Below are 20,316 nucleotides of genomic sequence, written 5' to 3' on the forward strand. Positions count from 1 at the left end.
TTGTTAACGAATAGTCTTTAATTACAAATTTAATCTTGCAAGTGTAGCGAATCTTGGCACAAAAAGCCACACATTAATAATTCAATATTTATGAGTCATTGAGAATAGGGGGACTCGGAACTGGGTAATAGTTTTTCCCAATTACCAATTACAGGGTATCTTAAAAAATGGTGCGTAGATGTAATTATATATCTAGGTTACTCCCTTGCCACCAGAATAATCTTGATTAAATGAACCGCGAAGACGCAAAGGACGCGAAGGAAGAAGGAAGAAGATAACTAATCTTAGAGGTTGTTGGAAAAGTTTAATTTATTACTTCGCCCAGGCGACTGTAAGTCACGGCTACACAGACAAGACACAAAGTGGCTTCCCGGAAGGAAGGCCACCTGCGTGGGTTTGAAAACCCTGATTTTCTGTTAGTCCGTAAAGGCGGACTTAGCCTGTGTAGGAGCGTTTACGGAGCGTGCCAATGGCTCTATTATATTCGCCCAAAACTTTTAAAACATCCTCTTATATCATGTCCGCCTAATCACTTATCAAAAAAAATTCTCCGCGTAAGAGCGTCTCCCTGTCTCCGCGTCAGTCTAAATGATAAGTATATCTCTGACGAGACGCTACGCGAACAACTGGACATGATATTAAAGTGGGAAGGGTTGAATTCAGCACAAACTTAGGGAAAATAGTAGCTTAAAAGGTTCTAGTTGATGAATAGCATGAAGTGGCTTTTTTTACAAACTAAAATAATTGCTAACTGGCGACGGTTGGTGTCAAAATGCTTATTGTTGGTGATTTGTCTACTTATCATAAGTATACAGCCAGCTTCGGCAGGTATGAAAGATGATAGATACGAAGGGAATATTTTCGTAATTTATGCTGGAAATGGTTCTTTGGTTCCTCCCAGACAAACCCTAGCCCAGACTTTAGCACAACATAAACCCGCATTGCTGGCATTTTATGTCGATGATAGCAAGGATTGTAAACAGTATGCGGTATTTATTTCTCAAACTCAGGCATTCTATGGACGAGCAGCGGAGATGATTCCGATAAATGTTGATACAATGCCCATTAAGGCAAGCTATGACCCCACGGAACCAGGATACTACTACTCAGGGGGTGTACCGCAAGTTGTGATTTTTGACCAGTCGGGTAAGGTGGTTTTGAATAAAAAGGGTCAAGTCCCTTTTGAAGAGATAGACGATAAATTTCGAGAAGTCTTCAATTTATTACCTCGTGACCAGTCAATTGAGTTCAAGCAACGTTCATTTAATGAGTTTAGCAGTGAGTTAAGTCAATAAGCACTTTCATATACGATAATTAACTTATCTAGAAGTCCGCACCAGCGGACTTGTTTTCTATATTCATCATTTTTTATATCCAGGTAAATATTTTTAGTTTTACCTGATACTGCATTTCTATTCCGGTTAAGAGATAATGGTTAAATTACGCTTCACCAATGACTAATTACTCATAACTAATAACTACTAATTAGGTTTGTTCCGATGTCAAAAGTTTATACTACCCAGGAACTCATCCAAATTTTAGCAGATGAACGCCAAGCTTGTCTGAAAGGAGAGCGTCTTAAATTAGAGGTGACTGCCTCTGGCAATCCCGTTCTCGACCAGTTTATCACAAGTGAAGGGCTACAAAAGTTTACGGCATATCAAGACTTTAAAGCATCGATTCATGAATATCAACGAGAAAATGGAGTTTCTGGGATTGTCTGGAAAGATTTGATAGTTAAGGGAAAAATTCTACATTATCCAGAAGTTGACGCGCAGTTAATTGCTTTAGAAAGTGATTTGGAAATTTTGAAAACTGCAAAAAATTCTATTCTGGAATTTTGGAATGCTGTTACATCTGAAATGGAGTTATATTTAAGTGTGAGTAATGGTAAATTACACGAAAAAATCACTACTTTAGATGTTGATAGAATTGCTAAAAGAACAGAATGGGCTAGTTTGTTAAAATGGGAAAACACAAACTTTTTAGAAGTTATTTTGCAGTTGGGTTGGGGTCAACCAGAAGAAGCTGCTTATAAACGAGGAAGACCACATTCAGGTAGTGAATTTATTCATGCGGTGAATCCTGGTAATTATCCGATTGGTTGATTTCATCTGCGTTTACCTGCGTTTATCTGCGTTTAATTAATCAGGATTTTCATAACTTATATCCTATCCATTGCGTAACTTGAGACATTCCCTTCCAACCTAAAAATTTACCAATTGGTTCTGCGCGTTGAATAGAAATTCGTGTGAAATTTCCCCCCACTTTTTCATACCATTGAAATAAAGTTTGTTCACCTTCTAAAGTCACAACATTTGCAACCATTCTTCCCCCAGGACGTAACGCATTCCAACAAATATCAAAAAGTCCTGGTGCGGTGACTCCACCACCAATAAAAATCGCGTCTGGTGTGGGTAAGTTGTGAATTATTTCCGGTGCTTTTCCGGTGATGATTTGTAAATTGGGAGTACCTAAAGCTGCGGCGTTATCGACTATATAATTTATTCTAGTTTCGTTTTGTTCAAGAGCGATCGCACGACATCGAAAATTACTCCGCATCCATTCTATCGAAATTGAACCACAACCCGCACCGACATCCCAAAGCAACTCTCCCGGTAAAGGTGCTAAACTCGATAAAGTAATTGCTCGCACTTCCCGTTTCGTCAATTGTCCATCATGGTGAAAAGCACTATCAGGTAAACCGGGAAATCTCGATAAAGGCATTACCCCAACATCCGCGATACAATCAACTGCAATGGTATTTAAAGCTGCGATTTCTGTTTCTTGCCAAAATGCAGCGATACCTTCTAAAATGCGTTCATGAATACCGCCCATTCTTTCCAAAACGGTAATTCTACTACCACCATAACCGCGATTTGTCAATAGTTCGGCGACAATTCTCGGTGTTTCCTGTCCTGAACTCAAAATCAATAACTTCGCACCTGGGTAGATGTAAGATTGAAGAAGAGAAGCTGGACGACCGCATAAACTCAAGGTTTCCACTTCTGGTAAGGACCATCCTAATCGAGAACAAGCGAGACTAAAAGCCGAAGGTGCAGGAATAATCGTAATTTCAGAAATAGGAATATGCTTTGTAATACTTGCACCCACACCGTAACACATCGGGTCGCCACTAGCTAACACGCAAATTGCTTGACCACGCCGCTGAATAATTTCTGCTACTGAAGCGCTAAAAGGAGATTTCCAAGTTATTTTTTCGCGGTTGTCGTTTGGAGGTAACATAGCCAGATGACGTTCCCCACCGACAATAATTGTAGCTTGGTTAAGGAGAGAAAGAGCGATCGCGCCCAATCCTGGGATGCCGTCTTCACCTATTCCGACTATTGATAGCCATTTATTCATAAATAATAATTCGTAATGATTCAATTAAATACTACGAATTACGATTTATTTTAATTGGTTTCATTTTCTTGTTCCAACCAAACTCCTAAATCATCCAAACTGACGAAATCTAACAACTCTTCCCCCAAAGTTTCCAACTGTTCCAGTGATAATTTCTCAATTTGAGATTTTAACTCACTAGGAACTTCACCAAATCGCTTGGTTAATTGACGTAGAACAATTGATTTTTCACCCTCTTGTCTACCTTCTTGTCTACCTTCTTGTTTACCTTCTTGTCTACCCTCTTCTTTGACATCTTGATAAAATTGAGTTTCCTGTAAACGTATCCCCAACATAGCCTCTATCTCCAAACGACTTAGACGAGTGAACCGATAAGACAGAATTGTGGTAATAATCTCTATTATGGCGTTATTGCCTTCTGTTTTCTGTAACTCTTGCTGGGAAAGGTTAAGCAAATATCGCGCTGCTGCTGGTGCTTCATCCTCATTTAGCGTCGTTAACACCAATAAACCTACTTCAAGGGGTAAATCTTGAATTTTCCCCAACTCATCTAAATATACACGATGCACCTGCTCACTAACCAAAAGACACCGATAAGGTTCAATGTCTCCCTGTTCCGTACTACGAGTTGGATAAATCACCACCGCTTGCCAATTGCAAAAACGGTCTCGTTGACGATAAAAATATAAAAACAATTCCCCAAATAAACGTTCATAAAGTCGTTCATCCTTCTGAAACTGCATCTCACAGAAATAAACAACCCCTGCACCCTCAGTTTCCGGTGGTAAAAAAACACCATCAATTTCAAATTTAGGTTCTTTTACTGCTACTGAGTCAAAGCGATAACTAGCCGCATTCTCAGGTGCTTTTTCCAATAAATCAAATAACAGTGTCGGATATTTTTGGAAAAGAGTATAAAAAATCGAGTCACGTCGCATACAAGTTCAATCAAACCACAGCCATCTCTCTTAAAATTATCGTGTAATTCTAAGTAGTTGTGCAAAATAAATAACTTGCTAAGGGCAGGGAACGGTAGAACCAAAATTACTTTTTGAAATATTCAAACCGATAAATACCGCCTTGTGCTAAACTGCTAAATCTTAGAGTTGGGAAACTTCGGTGAAATTCCGGGACTGTGCCGCAGCTGTGAAGCAATTTTAGATTTCCGAACAAGAGATTTTAGATTGTTGGGGGTTGACTCAGAACCCCAGACTCGGAAAAACACGGGTAAGAAAATAATCCAAAATCCAAAATCCAAAATCCAAAATTGAGTAAGTCAGAATGCCATCTATAAGGAGTTTATCAAGTTCTGTCTCTGCGTCACACAGAGAAGGAGTTTTAATTTTGTTGTCCGCATTTACCGCCTGTCCAGGCTTATTTTACACCACACCCGCTCAAGATGGGATATTGTCTCGCATCAGAATACCAGGCGGAGATATTAACAGTGAACAGTGTCTATTGATGGCAAACATAGCCGATAATTATGGTGGTGGCTATGTAGATGTAACAAATCGAGCCAATTTGCAAATCCGAGAAATCAAAACCGGGATAAATATTGAAGTTCTCCAGCATTTACAGCAATTGGGTTTAGGTTCTGCCAATCCCAATGTAGACCATATTCGCAACATTATGACCAGCCCCACTGCGGGTATTGATTCTCAGGAATTAATCGATACTCGTCCCTTAGTCAAAGCTTGGGATAATTATATTACAGAACATCCTCATTTAGGCGGACTATCTGCTAAATTTAGCGTTTGCTTTGATGGTGGTGGTAAAGTTTCCGTATTGAATCAGCTGAACGATATCACCTTTGCGGCTGTGTTGGTTGAAGGTAATGTTTACTTCCGTCTTTATTTGACTATTGGTGAAAAAGGAGAACCAGCTAGAGATATAGGAATTTTATTAAAACCAGAGGAATGTTTACCAGTTTTAGCAGCTTTAGCAGATGTTTATTTACAACATACAGATCATAACAGTCTTCGCAAACCACGTTTGCGGGAAATTATCAATGATTTAGGGATCGAAAATTATTTGCATTTAGCTTTTAAAAGCAAATCCCTTACTTCCCAACCCCTAGTTTGTCATAGCTTTTCCCAATTACCAGCCCAAACAGATATCATAACTGTTCCGGCAGACTCAATTGGTATTCATCCCCAAAAACAAGTAGGATTATTTTATATTGGTGTCGTCTTACCCCTAGGAAGGGTAGAAAGTTTACAAATGAGAGGTTTGGCTGATTTAGCAAAAAAATATGGTAGTGGTAATATTAGGTTGACATCTTGGCAAAATTTGCTGATTACCGATATTCACGAAAAACAAGTTGTCGAAGTAGAAAGGGAAATTAGCAACTTAGGACTAAGTTGTTCTCCGGCTAATATTAAAACTGCATTAGTCGCTTGTTCTGGTAAACGAGGTTGTGCTGCTTCGGCAACTGAAACTAAAGACCACGCTTTAACATTAGCAAAATATCTCGAGAATTGTATTACCCTAGATTACCCAGTGAATATTCATTTTAGCGGTTGTGCAAAATCTTGCGCCCAACATAATCAAGCTGATATTACCTTGCTTGGGGTCAGCATTGAGTCAGAAAAGGAAACTTTAGAAGGATATCAAGTGTATGTCAGTGACGGTAGTTTACAAAAGTTTGGTCATCAACTTTACGAATATGTGAATTTTAGGGAACTGCCGGCATTAATTGAACAGATGTTAAAAACGTATAAAATACAACGATTAAATCATCAAGAAAGCTTTGGAGAATTTACTAAACGAAATCATGCTCTACTAGATTATCCACCCTTATCTGATCTGATTGAAAAGACACGGAGAGCCACACAGGAAGTAGTTCCGCAACTATCCGCAGCAATTGGGTCGGAAACACCATTTTAAAGGTTTCTCACATTCCCTGTTCCTTCTTCAACTGCGGTTAACAATCCCAAACCAAAATCTAACATATAAAATCTAAGAAAATGTCAAACTATATACGTGATGCAGATGAAATATACCGTAGTTCCTTTGCTATTATCCGGGCTGAAGCAAATTTAGACATTCTTCCAGAAGATGTAGCAAAAGTTGCAGTACGTTTGATTCATGCCTGTGGAATGACGGATATTGTCAATGACTTGGGATATTCAGAAACTGCTGTGGAATCAGGTAGAAAAGCCTTAGCAGCCGGCGCACCGATTTTGTGTGATTGCCGTATGGTAGCCGAAGGTGTCACCAGAAAAAGATTACCTGTCAACAATAACGTTATTTGTACTCTCAACGACCCAGAAGTACCACAAATAGCGAAAAGGTTGAGAAATACGCGGTCAGCAGCAGCTTTAGAATTATGGCGTTTCCATCTAGACGGGGCAATAGTAGCTATTGGCAATGCACCCACAGCCCTATTTAGATTGTTAGAAATGCTAGATACTGGTGTTCCCCGTCCAGCATTAATTTTAGGATTTCCCGTTGGGTTTGTGGGTGCAGCCGAATCAAAAGCAGCATTGGCAGCGGATAGCCGCAACGTACCATTCTTAACTTTACATGGAAGACGGGGCGGAAGTGCGATCGCAGCAGCTGCCATTAACGCCTTAGCCACAGAGGAAGAATAATCATGAACACAGGAGGTCGTCTGTATGGAATTGGTGTAGGGCCTGGAGATCCAGAACTATTGACCCTCAAAGCATTGCGGCTATTACAATCTGCCCCCGTCATAGCTTATCAATCAGCCACAGACCGGGAAAGTATTGCCCGCAAAATAGTGTCGCAATATTTACCCGGTAATCAAATCGAGGTTTTGTATCATCTCCCCCGTGCCTTAGAACCCGACAAAGCCAAATCCATCTACGACCAAGAAGTTGAACCGATTGCCGACCATCTAGCCTCTGGTCGGGATGTGGTTGTTTTATGTGAAGGAGATCCGTTTTTTTACGGTTCCTTCATGTATATTTTCACGCGTTTATCTGATAAATACCAAACGGAAGTTGTCCCTGGTATTTCTTCACTCATGGCCTGTCCAGTCTCCCTGGGCGTACCATTCACCTACTACAACGATATTCTCACAGTTCTACCTGCCACACTGCCCACAGAAATGCTAATTACACATCTATTAGCAACAGACGCAGCTGCAATCATGAAACTGGGTCGCCATTTTACCAAAGTCCGCGATGTTCTCCATCAATTAGGAATAGCATCACGGGCAAAATATATTGAACGGGCAACAACGACACAACAGCGAATTTTACCACTCGATGAAGTGAATCCCGAAGAAGTTCCATATTTTTCGATGATTGTCATCCCGACAAAACAGAAACTCTAAGATGTCATACATCTAGTAGTCTATCAAAACCTAATTGACGGGTAAATAAATGTTTCCTTCTTCCCTCTCTTCTTCCTTTGCTTCTTCCTTCGCGCTCTTTGCGTCTTCGCGGTTGATTACTCTATCCCTCTATCCATCAAAATGTATTTGACAGACTACTAGTTTACACATTAAAAGCGCAGGGGGAAGAGGATTGGATGTTTTTACCAAAACACAACAATATGCAAGTTAAATGTCGAATAGCTTAAAATCTAAAATATGAACACAAGGGTTGCAGCTGCCGTTATTATATTGAGTCAAAATAGTGTAGCAGTAGGACGGCAAATTACCAGTATTTTACCAGGGGCGAAATTATACGGTTTAGCAAATCGCACCTCAGATGTTGATGTTAGTTTTACGAATTTTGGCGAAACATTGCGAGAGTTATTCTCTACCGGCACACCATTAATTGGTATTTGTGCAGCTGGTATTCTCATCAGAACTTTAGCACCTCTAATTACAGATAAAAGTCAAGAACCTCCTGTATTAGCTGTAGCTGAAGATGGTAGCGCAGTTGTCCCGCTTTTAGGTGGACTAAGTGGAGTCAATGATTTAGCCCGTCAAATTGCGGAAGTGCTAAATGTCAAACCAGCAATTACGACCACAGGTGATTTGCGTTTTCGCACAGCATTGTTATCTCCTCCTCCTGGATATCATTTAGCTAACCCAGAAGATGGAAAAAAATTTATTGCAGATTTATTAGCAGGGGCAAAAGTTAAATTAGAAGGAACAGCCCCTTGGTTGAGTGAGAGTCAATTACCAATAGACCCCAATGGAGAGTTAACAATTCAGATTACTGAAAATTTGGGAACTCCTCAACCTAACTGTTTAGTTTATCATCCCGCTACAGTTGCGATCGCCACCGATTCCGAAACCAACGGAAACAAACAAGGAAAATTAGCCATAATTGGCACTGGTCCTGGTGCATCAAAATGGATGTCTCCTCAAGTCAAAGAAATCCTCAATGCTGCCACGGATTTAGTTGGTTATAAAACTTATATCAATTTAATCGGTTCTCTGGCTGATGGTAAACACATTCATGAGTCCGACAACCGAGAAGAAGAAGCAAGGGCAAAAATGGCGCTAGACTTAGCCGCCCAGGGAAAATATGTAGCAGTGGTTTCATCAGGCGACCCCGGTATCTATGCAATGGCAGCCGCAGTATTTGAAGTTTTAGACCACTATAACAAACCAGAATGGCAAAACATCGAAATCCAAGTCGCTCCTGGAATATCCGCCATGCAAGCCACAGCAGCCACCATTGGCGCACCATTAGGACATGACTTCTGTGCGATTTCCCTATCTGACATTTTAAAACCTTGGGCAATTATCACCCAACGCATTACCGCAGCTGCCCAAGCTGATTTTGTCATTGCCTTTTATAATCCGGTTTCTAAAGAACGTACTTGGCAATTAGCAGAAGCTAAAAATATCTTGCTAAAGTACAGAAAGCCAGATACTCCAGTAGTATTAGGGCGGAATCTTGGCAGACCCGGAGAAGCAGTCAAAGTTATCACCCTTGACCAGTTAGAACCAGCTTCAGCCGATATGCGAACTTTGATTCTCATTGGTTCCTCTCAAACTCGCCAGATTCAACGCAGTGATGATAAAGTATGGGTTTATACGCCACGCCGTTATAAACCCTAATCAGCAATTCAAAGTTATCAGAAGATTGGCTGAAAACCCTTATCGATAAATATAATTTCTTTTATGAAGCTTGAGTTTGAATATTAGAAATTTTGCTCAAAAAGATATAATTCAAGTGATTATGTCTTGTTAATTGATTTCAAAGGCTTGATTTTTTAGTTCTAATCATCAACAATAAAAACAGCATCTTCCATGCATGATTGTAGCCAAAAAAGTAAAAAAAGCCCTTATCAATGTCCGCTAACGCGGGCATTTTTTTATAGACAGTTATGTTTTCATGAAGTGAGGATGCAAAAATAAAAAGACATAACTAATATAGAGTTATGTCCGAAAATTTTATTCAGCAAGCCCTAGATATGGATAGATAAATCCATTTTTTTGGGAAAAAATACAGTTAAGAGTAGAGGCAAAGAGGCAGGTAATTACTAATTTTCTTCGCCCATGTCTCTAGAGAATTAGCAAGTCCCAGCCCAAGTTATCCATTGATGAGATAAACCGATATGCAAAATTTCGCCGGTCATCTCTAGTTCAGTGATAATTGCTCCTGCTAAATCTGTATTATTGAATTCTGATTCATTGATATTGCTACCAATTAAATTGGCTTTGTTGAGATTAGCACCATTTAAAACAGCACCACTCATTTCTACTTCGCTGAGGTTTGCACCTAGTAAGTTTGCTAACATTAAATTTGCACCACGCAAATCTGCACGACTTAGGTTACTTTCTTTGAGGTTAGCTTTCATTAAATCAGCCCCAATTAAGTTGACTTCACTCAAATTGGTATATTGCAAATTTGCGCTATTTAAGTCAGCATTCGTCAAATTTGCTCTGGTTAAGTTACATCCACTCAAGTTAGCTTGACTTAAGTCAGCACCACTCAAATCAGCTTCAGTTAAATTAACCCCACTCAAGTTAGCCTGATTTAAATTTGCCTGATGTAGAGTTATGCCTTGAAAATCTCGCTCTCCTGATTTATATTGACTCAGGAGTTTTTTAGTATCCATATTTCACCTCGTTATACCTATAGGTGAGTTAGATACTCCTCAAACCACACCAAAGACTATTTGGTAGTTCTATTGTGCTAAAGATTTTGGTATTTTGAACTTTTCCTTAATGGAAAGATATTTAACTTAATGGTAATGATTTTATCGTTTTCCTTATATATAAGCTAATATGAGTCTGCTTACTCCTATGCTTTGTTAAGGAAAATAAAGGTTAGAATCTATCAAGATAATGAGCAAATGCCGATAAAAACCTAAATTAACAACGTTATCATGACTGCTGATTTGACATCTACCATTACGCCTGATTTTCTCAAAATTCTCTCCCAAACTGCGGCTGCGTATCGACAAGGGAACAAACCTCCGACGGCTGAGGTAGTAGTTAATGCTTTGCTGCAAGCAGAAAAATTTGGTAAACAACAACGGCTTAATTATCCCTTTTCATCTCTAATTGGTAAATGGCGGCTGTGCTTTGCTACTGGTACGAAAAAAGTCAGACAGCGCGGAGGGATTGTTTTAGGTAAGGGTTTTTATGTACCTAAATTGGCGAAAATTTATATTTCTTTTAATGCCACTACGGAAGATGCTTTAGTTAGAGGCGAAATTGCTAATCAGGTACAATTAGGCTCGATATTATTAAAGTTGACAGGACCTGCACAATATTTAGGTAAAAAAAATCTATTAGCTTTTGACTTTACCCAAATGCAGATTAGTGTATTCAATCGTGTTATGTACAATCAGCCAATTCGTTCTGGTAAAGTCCAATCTGAGGATTTTTATAACCAACCTATAGCTAAATTACCCTTTTTTGCCTTCTTCTTGGTAACAGGTCAGTAACTCAGCCCTAAAGGGACTGAGCTTGTAAGACATTACAAGCTGTACTGACCAGTCTAAGTCTTAACTGACTACGTTTTTTGAGTCACGACACCCTGGAATGCGAAGCCAGTTCCCTGCTCTGTCATTTGCAATTAAAGAGTTTTAAAGTCACTGAAACAGTGTTGCAAATCTAAAAAGCTCTTAAAACATTGACGAGGCTAACATTACCCGCAAGGAGGGACTTTATGTCCAAAGTATTTGTAATTAACACCGACAAACAACCATTAAATCCAATTCATTCAGCCCAAGCTAGACAACTATTAAGAAATGGTAAAGCAGCAGTTTTTAGACGTTTTCCTTTCACAATTATCTTAAAAGAATCTCGCCCAGATTTTTCGGTATCACCTCTAAGATTAAAGATTGATCCAGGGGCAAAGCATACAGGAATAGCGTTAATCAACGATACTACTGGTGAGGTTGTATTCGCTGCTGAATTAAAACATAGAGGTTTTGCAATTCGAGATGCTTTAACTTCTAGAAGACAATTAAGACGTTTTAGACGTACTAGAAAAACTCGTTACAGACAACCAAGATTTTTGAATAGAACACGCTCTTTAGGCTGGTTAACACCGAGCTTGCAGAGTCGGATTGAGAATATCAAAACTTGGGTTAAGAAGCTAAGTAGAATTGTCCATTTTGTTGCTATCAGTCAGGAACTTGTACGTTTTGATATGCAATTAATGGCTAATCCTGATATTCAAGGTAGGGAATATCAACAAGGAACTTTGGCTGGTTATGAAACCAGAGAATACTTACTAGACAAGTGGGATAGACAATGTGCTTACTGTGGAGTGAAAGACGTTCCTTTTCAAGTAGAGCATATTCATCCACGAGCCAAGGGTGGTAGTGATTCAATTACAAATCTCACTTTAAGTTGTGAAAAATGTAACACCAAAAAAGGAACGAAAGATATTAAAGATTTCCTCAAAAAAGACCCATCAAAATTGGAAAAAATATTGAAACAAGCTAAAAGATCACTGGCTGATGCAGCCGCAGTAAACACAACTCGGTTTGTATTACTATTCGTTTTGAAAGCGACTGGATTACCTGTAGAAACAGGTTCAGGAGGTTTAACTAAATTCAATCGTAGTCAACAGAAACTAGAGAAAACGCACTGGATTGACGCGGCTTGTGTTGGTCAATCAACTCCAATTCTCAATATCAAAGGTGTTAAACCATTGCTAATTACAGCTAACGGTCACGGCACTAGACAATCTTGCAGAACTGACAAGCATGGATTCCCAAATCGTTATTGTTCTAGAACTAAATTTCATTTTGGTTTTCAAACAGGAGACATCGTTAAATCAGTTGTCAAAACTGGTAAAAAAGTTGGTGAATATATTGGAAGAATAGCAACCCGTGCTACTGGAAGTTTCAATATTTCAACTAGAAATGGACTACTCCAAGGAATTAGTTATAAAACCTGTAAAACTATCCACAAAAAAGATGGTTATAGCTACTCAAATTAAAAGATTAAATGCGGTTAAAACCGCTCGTGCCGCTTCCCTCTCAGCACTGAAGTGTCTGAGTTTCTCACTTACCGCGAGGTCTTATGATTTCATTGCAGCGCGTGGACGTGGTGGAGGTTTGGCAATCTGGGTTAAAGAGATTTGAATAGGGTGACGTACTCCACACACTCCCTTATGCCTTACGGCACGCTACGCGAACAGGTGAGTGTGGGCAACGAGCGCGACTCTTCTATGAAGACGTTGACTGAGCTTTAAGACCGTGCGCCCCACGGTTCTTTGGTTGAGCCAAACAATTAGCTTTTATTTTAATAGGCTGCTTTTGAGCATTTAATTGGATTACACCTACTGGTTAAAATTATATCAAATATTTGGAAAAAACCAAGAAAGTGTTCATTCCGCACTTCGTGCCGCTTCGCTAACACCGACCAACATTGCTGATTTCGCTATGCTCAATTTCGCTCGTTGCTCAATTCGTCACTCACTCACAATTCATCCCACGCTCCTAAGAGTGAGACGTGGGGCAACATGGCTGCTTATGCTAAAATACAAACTTAAAAATTGTCGTTGGGGTAAGGCAGGGAGCAGGGGGCTTTCTAGCAGGGGGAAAGAGGGTTTCAGCCCTATTTACTTTTCTTCACATACCTTTAATTTTTTCTGTTTACCTACTTAGTTACGTTCCCCGCAAGCAACGTTCAATTACCTCACTCACAAATTTATTTCCTTTGAGGTTCATGTGAATATGATCTTGATATAAGCCTTGTGGGTTAACAATTGAATTAAATTGTGGTAAAAAATCTATATAATTAATTTTTTCAGCTTTAGTAAAATCACTGAGGCGTTTACGGGCGATAATTTCATAGTCATGGGAGCCAGGTTCACCAATTTCTCTCAGTAAAGGAGTCATAGCCAGTATGAATTGACTATTATTTTTTTGAGCAAAACTGTGAATTTTACTAATTGCTTCTAAATTTATACCGACGCGATCACCTTTTTCATTCTGCAATACTTCAAGTTCAGGAATCGGCTTTTGTTTGAAAACGTAACGCTGTAATACTTCCAGTATTGCTAATGGTGGTTTATGATTTGGGTAGTTGCGATCGCGCCCCACAGGTAAAGAAGTAGGAGCAGTCGCAAATAAGTCATCTGTATTAATTAGTAAAACTATGACTTGAGCTTGAAAATTACCAAACTTCTGTAAATAAGCTAGTTCGTTTCTTGGACCCCAAGAATTAGCTGAAGCATTTAGCACTTCTACTTCTTCGTCATGATTCTGAGATGACAAAGAAGCCATCAACAGACTAGAAATAGTATTTTTTTGATCTATCCACCAACCGCCATTAGCAATAGAATCACCTAAAAGCAAAACTCGCAATGTCGAGGGTTGAGGTAGCTTTTGGATGGGCGCACTCCGCATAGAATACTCATTAATGTCAATCTGATTTCCCATGCGACGGGTGCTTTGATTAGGTGCTAATAAATAACCAATTTGCTCATCACCAATGTAAACTAAGGGATTCCCGAAACCAAAGAGCGATCGCAATCCTAACTCTATAGCTATCAATAATCCCAATAACACTGCCAAAATGACGATTATTACCTCTTTCACTGACAATCTCCCTAAAATAATACAGTAATAAATTATACGAAATTTCCCAAAAAGCAGCGTCCAGATTTAAAACAAATTTAAAAATTAACTAAAATTAACTATTGTGATGAGAAAGTGTTTTTACTTAAAAAACCGTTGCAAAGCTTAAAGAAAATAATAATGTGAATTTAACATCATCTTCCAACAGAAGGATTACAATCAAGACGGACAGATTAGCACTGTAACAAAGGAGGATTACAAAGCTATGTCTGACTTAAATCGCGGAATTATGAAATTTGAAGGCGCAGATTCCCCAAAAGTAGTGACTGTCTCTACTGTTTTGCTTCTGGGGTCGATAGCAGCGCTCATTCTGTGGGCTTTACAATCTGCCTATGCCCTAAACTAGAATCATTAGTTAAGCTATAAGGACACTAGCAACAAGGTTTTCCATCGCTGCCTAGTGTCCATAAAGCAAATAATCAAACCAGCGAAAAAAAATAATCAAAATTTTGATTTGCGATTTGCGATTTTAGATGGAAGATAGGTCTAAAATTCATAATCAAAAATAAATGTTTCAGTTTTGGGGTATCTTAGTTATTTTAATTGCTTGTCCACTCCTAGGGGCAATGCCCATAATTGCCTGGATTACCTATTTAATCAAGGGTAAGCGATTAACACAAATCGGTACAGGTAATATTAGTGTCTCCGCAGCTTTTTATCACGGCGGCAAACTAGTGGGTATTCTGGCAGTGATGTCAGAAGCTTTGAAAGGAATAGTAGCGGTATTAATTGCGCGTGCTTTCTTTCCCAGCGATTCATTTTGGGAATTGATAGCTCTAATTGCCTTAGTCATAGGTAGATATTTTTTAGGCAGAGGTGCAGGAACAACAAACGTCGCTTGGGGATTGTTGATCCATGATCCCCTAGTAGCAGGATTTGTTAGTTTAGTCGCAGCCATTGGCTTGATAATTCTGCGTTCTAGACAGACAATCAAATATGGAGTTTTGGTTCTCTTTCCCCTCTTGGTGGCACTCCTGCACGCTGAAGATTTGCCCAGAATTGTTGCTGCGTTTGGATTAACAGGGTTACTCGGCTGGATTTATAAACAAATTCCCGATGACATGGATTTATCAGTCAAAGAAGCCCAAACACAACCAATGATGGAATACCTCAGCGGTGGTGAGACAGCGATTGTCACTTTAGATGATGAATTGGATGCAGCGATATTTGGAGCCAAGGCAGCCACATTATCTCAAATCAAACGCTGGGGTTATCCAGTGCCAAAAGGATGGATTTTATCCCCTTTTGATGATCCTGCCCTATTGATTGATTTTCTGCAACCATCGGCATTGTCACCCTTGGTAGTGCGTTCCTCAGCCATTGGGGAAGACTCAGCACAAGCCTCAGCCGCTGGACAATATGAAACAATATTGAATGTTACTAGCCAACAGGGTTTAGTAGATGCGATCGCCCAAGTTCAAGCTTCTTATCATCATCCCAGCGCTGTCCAATATCGACGCGATCTTGCTGCCAAAGATGCAGCAATGGCAGTACTGATTCAACCCCAAGTCCAGAGTGTATATTCCGGTGTGGCTTTCAGTCGAGATCCCATTGTTCAACAAGGTGATGCTGTAATTATTGAAGCCCTGTCTGGTAGCCCCGTACAAGTTGTTTCTGGAAAAGTGACCCCAGAACAATATCGGCTATTTATCGTCGGTGAAGAAAAATTATCTTGTCTCCAATTTGAGGGTGAAGGGAAAATTCCCCCAGCATTAATTAAGCAAGTAGCATACTTAGCCCGCCGACTAGAAAACCGTTTTTATGGGATTCCCCAGGATGTGGAATGGAGTTACGATGGGCAAACTATCTGGGTATTGCAATCACGCCCGATTACGACTCTCTTACCGATTTGGACAAGGAAAATCGCCGCCGAAGTAATTCCTGGAGTGATTCACCCCTTAACCTGGTCGATTAATTTACCCCTCACTTGTGGAATGTGGGGAGAACTTTTTACTTTAGTACTGGGTAATAGTGTGGGTGAGTTGGACTTTACCAAAATGGCAACGCTGCACTACTCTAGAGCCTACTTTAATGCTACTTTCTTAGGAGAGATTTTTCTAGAAATGGGTTTACCGCCAGAAAGTCTGGATTTTTTAACCAGAGGCGCAAAAATGAGTAAACCTCCTCTAGCTTCCACTTGGGAAAACTTGCCAGGATTAACAAAGTTATTCCAACGGGAAATCAGTTTAGAAAAAGAATTTAAGCGGGATTATCGGCGACGCTTCATTCCTGGGTTGACAAAGTTGGCGAATGAAATAATTGAGGACTTAACGCCATCTCAGTTGTTAGTCAGAGTGGACTTAATTCTAGATTTACTCAACCAAGGTACTTATTACAGCATTTTATCCCCTTTGAGTGCTGCCATCCGTCAAGCAATTTCCGGGGTGAAAGAGGAGCAAATTGATCATAGTATTACTCCAGAAGTCGCATCATTGCGATCGCTCCACATCTTAGCCGCAGATGCCAAAGAAATTCTACCGGAGTTTGAGCCGGAGAGCGTTTTTGAACAGTTGGCGCAAACCCCAGAAGGGGAAAAGATTTTGTACGACTTTGAAGAACTTCTAGAAGACTATGGTTATTTAAGCGAAGTTGGGACTGATATTTCCGTTCCCACCTGGCGAGAACAGCCGCAGTTAGTCAAACAATTGTTTGTTCAATTGATGCAGGGAAATGAACTTCCAAATCAAGATGAGTCCAGAAAGCGCCCAGAAGGTTTTGTGCAAAGACGTGTGGATCTCAAAGGACGAGTCACAGAAGTTTATTCTCGCTTGTTAGCCGAACTGCGCTGGACTTTTTTGGCTTTAGAAAAGATTTGGCTACAAACCGGTTTATTGCTACAAACAGGAGATATCTTCTTTTTGAAATTGGGGGAAATACGGCGTTTAGCGGCAAATGCTGATGTCGTGCTGAGGAATCAGTTGCCGGAATTATTACAAAATCGGCGATCGCAATTTCTCGAACATAGCCAGATTATCGAAATCCCTCCTCTAGTTTATGGCAACAATCCTCCCCACCCTATCCCCTCTCCTATTGATACTTCTGACAATATCTTACTTGGCATTCCCGCCAGTCAAGGTCAAGTCGAAGGACGAGTGAAGGTGTTACGTAATTTACAAGAAGTCGGTGAAATTAACAAGGGTACAATTCTCGTCGTTCCTTATACAGACTCCGGTTGGTCTCCTATTTTAGTTAGGGCTGGAGGAATAATTGCTGAGGTAGGTGGTAAACTTTCTCATGGTGCAATTGTTGCTCGTGAGTACGGTATTCCCGCAGTCATGGATGTGCGTGGAGCTACATATTTGCTCGAAGACGGACAGCAAGTAAAAATTGATGGCTCTAAGGGTATTGTGGAACTACAGGAAATCTCACTTGAGTAGATATAGATCAGGGAGTTATATTGTGTTCGGCTTATATTAGGGGAGATGGGGAGAAAGAGGGACGCGGAGACACGGAGACGCGGAGACGCTTAAAATGGGGAGATGGGGGAGGAAGACGCAAAGACAGTGGGACGCGGAGACGCGGAGAGTTTGTTTGATCGCAAACGGCTGAAAGTAGAGTAAAACCCTCTTTCTCCCTGCCCCCTGCATCCCTGCACCCTGCCTTATCCCAACGATAATTATTTACGCCAACTTACAGAAATATCCGGCAAGCGTAAAGCTCAGTCACAAAGCGTGCTGAGATACAAGCGACACGGGCGGTTTTAACCGCCTTCAATTGAAGATTTGAGAATTAAAAATCTGGTGAAAAATCATTGTTTAGCTAAGTCCATTAATGACGCATCTTGGTATCAGTTTCGTGTCTGGATCGAATACTTTGGGAAAGTGTTCAAGAGGGTCACGGTAGCGGTTAACCCGCAATACACTAGCCAAGAATGCTCTAGCTGTGGTGAAATTGTCAAGAAAACGCTATCCACTAGAACCCACTCTTGTAAGTGTGGTTGTGTGATGGATAGAGACGAAAACGCAGCTAGAAACATCCTTAGTCGAGGATTGAGTACGGTAGGGATATGGTCACTTTTGCGCTAGACGCAAGCAACGCTTTAGGAGATAAGACCTCTACTTGTGCTGGAGAAATCCTGTATGAGCAAGTCATATCGTCGATCAAAGAATCTCAGTGTCTTTAGACCTGAGAGTGTCAATTGTCTTTGATGGTTATCATTGCCTAAAATCTATAAACTTCGTCAAAAAATACCTAAGCATAGTTTAACTATAATAGTTCTCATAGAAAAAACTCTATAGAGTAGAGAAGTCGGGGATAATTTAGCCCAATATATAAGTTTTTACTTATATGTTTAATCTAATATTTATTTAATAATTGCCGTGCCAAATTGATCAATTTCATAAAAAACCCTGTAAACTAATTTTCAACAGGTCAAAGATGTTTACCCATCCCACCCACTGACCCAAAGTAATTAAACTTGGCTGCCATAGCTTAGTTGCCCATTTTCTATTGGAAAATGTTGACTTTGCATGACTACATATATTTTGATTGTAGTAGCAATAAATTTAATATTGCTGTAATTTTCATGCTTAAAAAACAAATTTGCAAATCCAGGAGTTGTATTTATGTCTGACTTTTTTAACCAAGTGTCTCGCCGTAAATTTATCGTTACTGCTGGAGTTTCAGCCAGTGCAGTATTACTTAAAGGATGTCTAGGAAATCCACCAGAAGCGGGTAACACTACTGGAACATCCGCCCAAACTACTACTCAACCAGTAGCTAATGCCAACTCTGGACAACAACCAGAAACCGTAAAAGTCAAATTAGGATATGTTCCCATTGTTGAAGCTGCACCATTAATTATTGCCCAAGAAAAAGGCTTCTTTGCTAAATATGGCATGACTGGTGTAGAACTTTCTAAACAAGCTTCTTGGGGTTCGGCTAGAGATAACGTAGAAATTGGTTCTGCTGGTGGTGGTATTGATGGTGGCCAATGGCAAATGCCGATGCCACATTTAATTACCGAAGGGAAAATTACCAAAGGTAATAAACCCATTCCCATGTATGTATTGTGTCAATTAATTACACATGGTAACGGTATTGCGATCGCTAATAAACATTTAGGGAAAGGTGTAAGTTTACAACTTGCAGGGGCTAAATCTTTATTTGCCCAGATGAAATCATCACCCACACCTTTCACCGCAGCGCAAACATTTCCCGCAGTTAACCAAGATTTTTGGATTCGTTATTGGTTAGCAGCAGGAGGAATTGATCCTGATAAAGATGTGAAATTGCTGACAGTTCCTTCAGCCCAAACTGTGGCTAATATGAAAACAGGAACAATGGATGCTTTCAGTACTGGAGATCCTTGGCCATTTCGCATTGTGAAAGACAAAATTGGCTTCATGTCTGCTTTAACTGCAGAAATTTGGAAAAATCACCCTGAAGAATATTTAGCAATGCGTGCAGACTGGGTTGATCAAAATCCTAAAGCCACAAAAGCCTTATTAAAAGGCATCATGGAAGCCCAGCAATGGTGTGACAATTTTGAGAACCGCAAAGAAATGTCAGACATCTTATCACAACGAGCATATTTTAATGTTCCAGTTGATATTTTAATTGACCCATTCATGGGTAAATATGATATGGGCGATGGACGCAAAATTGATGATAAATCAATGGCAGCTTTGTATTGGAAAGATGAAAAAGGTAATGTTTCCTATCCCTACAAGAGTCATGATTTATGGTTTATCACTGAAAGCGTCAGATGGGGCTTTTTACCAAAAGATTACATCATCAATAAAGGTGCAAAAGCTAAAGCGTTAATTGATAAAGTCAACCGCGAAGATATTTGGAAAGAAGCTGCCAAAGAAGCAGGTTTTACATCTGATATTCCTGCCAGTACATCTCGTGGTGTAGAAACATTTTTCGATGGTATTAAATTCGATCCTGAAGACCCAGAAGCATACCTCAAGAGTTTGGCAATTAAGAAAGTCAGCATTTAGTCATTTAGTTAATTAGTCGTCAGGAAAT

General features: G+C 39.9%; 14 protein-coding genes and 1 pseudogene. 11 read left to right on the forward strand and 4 right to left on the reverse strand.

Features of this window, described 5'->3' with window-relative positions:
- The first annotated feature begins 704 nt into the window (after positions 1–704).
- Both ANA7108_RS0118490 and ANA7108_RS0118495 read left to right on the forward strand, forming a co-directional pair.
- Positions 705–1,295 carry a thylakoid membrane photosystem I accumulation factor gene (locus tag ANA7108_RS0118490; protein ID WP_026104297.1) on the forward strand — a complete coding sequence of 197 codons (591 nt, stop codon included), beginning with the start codon at positions 705–707 and terminating at the stop codon, positions 1,293–1,295.
- Between the two features lie 204 nt (positions 1,296–1,499).
- A complete protein-coding gene (locus ANA7108_RS0118495) occupies positions 1,500–2,108 on the forward strand; it encodes a hypothetical protein (protein ID WP_016952301.1) in 609 nt (202 codons plus the stop codon).
- A gap of 49 nt (positions 2,109–2,157) precedes the next feature.
- Here ANA7108_RS0118495 and ANA7108_RS0118500 read toward each other — a convergent pair whose 3' ends face one another.
- Positions 2,158–3,366, reverse strand: coding sequence for a bifunctional cobalt-precorrin-7 (C(5))-methyltransferase/cobalt-precorrin-6B (C(15))-methyltransferase (locus ANA7108_RS0118500; RefSeq protein ID WP_016952302.1), 1,209 nt, complete (start codon positions 3,364–3,366; stop codon positions 2,158–2,160).
- A gap of 50 nt (positions 3,367–3,416) precedes the next feature.
- Entirely contained in the window at positions 3,417–4,304 is an 888-nt protein-coding gene (locus ANA7108_RS0118505; RefSeq protein WP_016952303.1) for an Rpn family recombination-promoting nuclease/putative transposase, read from the reverse strand.
- 343 nt (positions 4,305–4,647) lie between these two features.
- On the opposite strand from ANA7108_RS0118505, the gene cobG reads away from it, so the two are divergent.
- The 4 genes from cobG to cobJ all read left to right on the forward strand — a co-directional run bounded on the left by cobG (position 4,648) and on the right by cobJ (position 9,352).
- The gene (gene cobG / locus ANA7108_RS0118510) at positions 4,648–6,252 is read left to right on the forward strand and encodes a precorrin-3B synthase (protein ID WP_016952304.1); all 1,605 of its coding nucleotides are present in this window, start codon (positions 4,648–4,650) and stop codon (positions 6,250–6,252) included.
- A gap of 80 nt (positions 6,253–6,332) precedes the next feature.
- Positions 6,333–6,959: a precorrin-8X methylmutase gene (locus tag ANA7108_RS0118515; protein ID WP_016952305.1), complete on the forward strand. Its 627-nt coding sequence runs from the start codon at positions 6,333–6,335 to the stop codon at positions 6,957–6,959.
- Between the two features lie 2 nt (positions 6,960–6,961).
- Positions 6,962–7,666, forward strand: a complete 705-nt coding sequence (locus tag ANA7108_RS0118520; protein ID WP_016952306.1) for a precorrin-2 C(20)-methyltransferase — start codon at positions 6,962–6,964, stop codon at positions 7,664–7,666.
- Between the two features lie 258 nt (positions 7,667–7,924).
- On the forward strand, positions 7,925–9,352 hold the full coding sequence (gene cobJ, locus ANA7108_RS0118525) for a precorrin-3B C(17)-methyltransferase (protein WP_016952307.1): 1,428 nt from the start codon (positions 7,925–7,927) through the stop codon (positions 9,350–9,352).
- A gap of 455 nt (positions 9,353–9,807) precedes the next feature.
- Here the strand turns inward: cobJ and ANA7108_RS0118530 are convergent, their stop codons facing one another.
- Positions 9,808–10,356 carry a pentapeptide repeat-containing protein gene (locus tag ANA7108_RS0118530; protein ID WP_016952308.1) on the reverse strand — a complete coding sequence of 183 codons (549 nt, stop codon included), beginning with the start codon at positions 10,354–10,356 and terminating at the stop codon, positions 9,808–9,810.
- 270 nt (positions 10,357–10,626) lie between these two features.
- Between ANA7108_RS0118530 and ANA7108_RS0118535 the strand changes: the two genes are divergently transcribed.
- Positions 10,627–11,190 carry a hypothetical protein gene (locus ANA7108_RS0118535; RefSeq protein WP_016952309.1) on the forward strand — a complete coding sequence of 188 codons (564 nt, stop codon included), beginning with the start codon at positions 10,627–10,629 and terminating at the stop codon, positions 11,188–11,190.
- A 224-nt stretch (positions 11,191–11,414) separates the two neighbouring features.
- Complete coding sequence (gene iscB / locus ANA7108_RS0118540; protein ID WP_016952310.1) at positions 11,415–12,698, forward strand: RNA-guided endonuclease IscB; 1,284 nt, start codon at positions 11,415–11,417, stop codon at positions 12,696–12,698.
- A 670-nt stretch (positions 12,699–13,368) separates the two neighbouring features.
- On the opposite strand, the gene ANA7108_RS0118550 is transcribed toward iscB, so the two are convergent.
- Positions 13,369–14,304: an SGNH/GDSL hydrolase family protein gene (locus ANA7108_RS0118550; RefSeq protein ID WP_016952312.1), complete on the reverse strand. Its 936-nt coding sequence runs from the start codon at positions 14,302–14,304 to the stop codon at positions 13,369–13,371.
- Positions 14,305–14,852: 548 nt separating this feature from the next.
- Here ANA7108_RS0118550 and ANA7108_RS0118560 point away from each other — a divergent pair.
- The 3 genes and pseudogenes from ANA7108_RS0118560 (at position 14,853) to ANA7108_RS0118565 (ending at position 20,288) form a co-directional block, all read left to right on the forward strand.
- On the forward strand, positions 14,853–17,720 hold the full coding sequence (locus ANA7108_RS0118560; RefSeq protein ID WP_016952314.1) for a glycerol-3-phosphate acyltransferase: 2,868 nt from the start codon (positions 14,853–14,855) through the stop codon (positions 17,718–17,720).
- Between the two features lie 339 nt (positions 17,721–18,059).
- A pseudogene (locus ANA7108_RS29025) lies at positions 18,060–18,466 on the forward strand (RNA-guided endonuclease InsQ/TnpB family protein); the annotation flags it as partial.
- A gap of 442 nt (positions 18,467–18,908) precedes the next feature.
- Positions 18,909–20,288: a CmpA/NrtA family ABC transporter substrate-binding protein gene (locus tag ANA7108_RS0118565; protein ID WP_016952315.1), complete on the forward strand. Its 1,380-nt coding sequence runs from the start codon at positions 18,909–18,911 to the stop codon at positions 20,286–20,288.
- Positions 20,289–20,316: the final 28 nt, after the last annotated feature.

This window comes from Anabaena sp. PCC 7108 (assembly GCF_000332135.1).
Classification (GTDB): Bacteria; Cyanobacteriota; Cyanobacteriia; order Cyanobacteriales; family Nostocaceae; genus Anabaena.

Excerpts from the sequence above, each read along its gene's own strand:
- ANA7108_RS0118490 (WP_026104297.1), top strand. The coding sequence starts at position 705 with ATGAATAGCATGAAGTGGCTTTTTTTACAAACTAAAATAATTGCTAAC.
- ANA7108_RS0118560 (WP_016952314.1), top strand. The coding sequence starts at position 14,853 with ATGTTTCAGTTTTGGGGTATCTTAGTTATTTTAATTGCTTGTCCACTC.
- cobJ (WP_016952307.1), top strand. The coding sequence starts at position 7,925 with ATGAACACAAGGGTTGCAGCTGCCGTTATTATATTGAGTCAAAATAGT.
- ANA7108_RS0118535 (WP_016952309.1), top strand. The coding sequence starts at position 10,627 with ATGACTGCTGATTTGACATCTACCATTACGCCTGATTTTCTCAAAATT.
- cobG (WP_016952304.1), top strand. The coding sequence starts at position 4,648 with ATGCCATCTATAAGGAGTTTATCAAGTTCTGTCTCTGCGTCACACAGA.
- ANA7108_RS0118520 (WP_016952306.1), top strand. The coding sequence starts at position 6,962 with ATGAACACAGGAGGTCGTCTGTATGGAATTGGTGTAGGGCCTGGAGAT.
- ANA7108_RS0118515 (WP_016952305.1), top strand. The coding sequence starts at position 6,333 with ATGTCAAACTATATACGTGATGCAGATGAAATATACCGTAGTTCCTTT.
- ANA7108_RS0118565 (WP_016952315.1), top strand. The coding sequence starts at position 18,909 with ATGTCTGACTTTTTTAACCAAGTGTCTCGCCGTAAATTTATCGTTACT.
- ANA7108_RS0118530 (WP_016952308.1), bottom strand. The coding sequence starts at position 10,356 with ATGGATACTAAAAAACTCCTGAGTCAATATAAATCAGGAGAGCGAGAT.
- ANA7108_RS0118495 (WP_016952301.1), top strand. The coding sequence starts at position 1,500 with ATGTCAAAAGTTTATACTACCCAGGAACTCATCCAAATTTTAGCAGAT.
- ANA7108_RS0118505 (WP_016952303.1), bottom strand. The coding sequence starts at position 4,304 with ATGCGACGTGACTCGATTTTTTATACTCTTTTCCAAAAATATCCGACA.
- iscB (WP_016952310.1), top strand. The coding sequence starts at position 11,415 with ATGTCCAAAGTATTTGTAATTAACACCGACAAACAACCATTAAATCCA.
- ANA7108_RS0118500 (WP_016952302.1), bottom strand. The coding sequence starts at position 3,366 with ATGAATAAATGGCTATCAATAGTCGGAATAGGTGAAGACGGCATCCCA.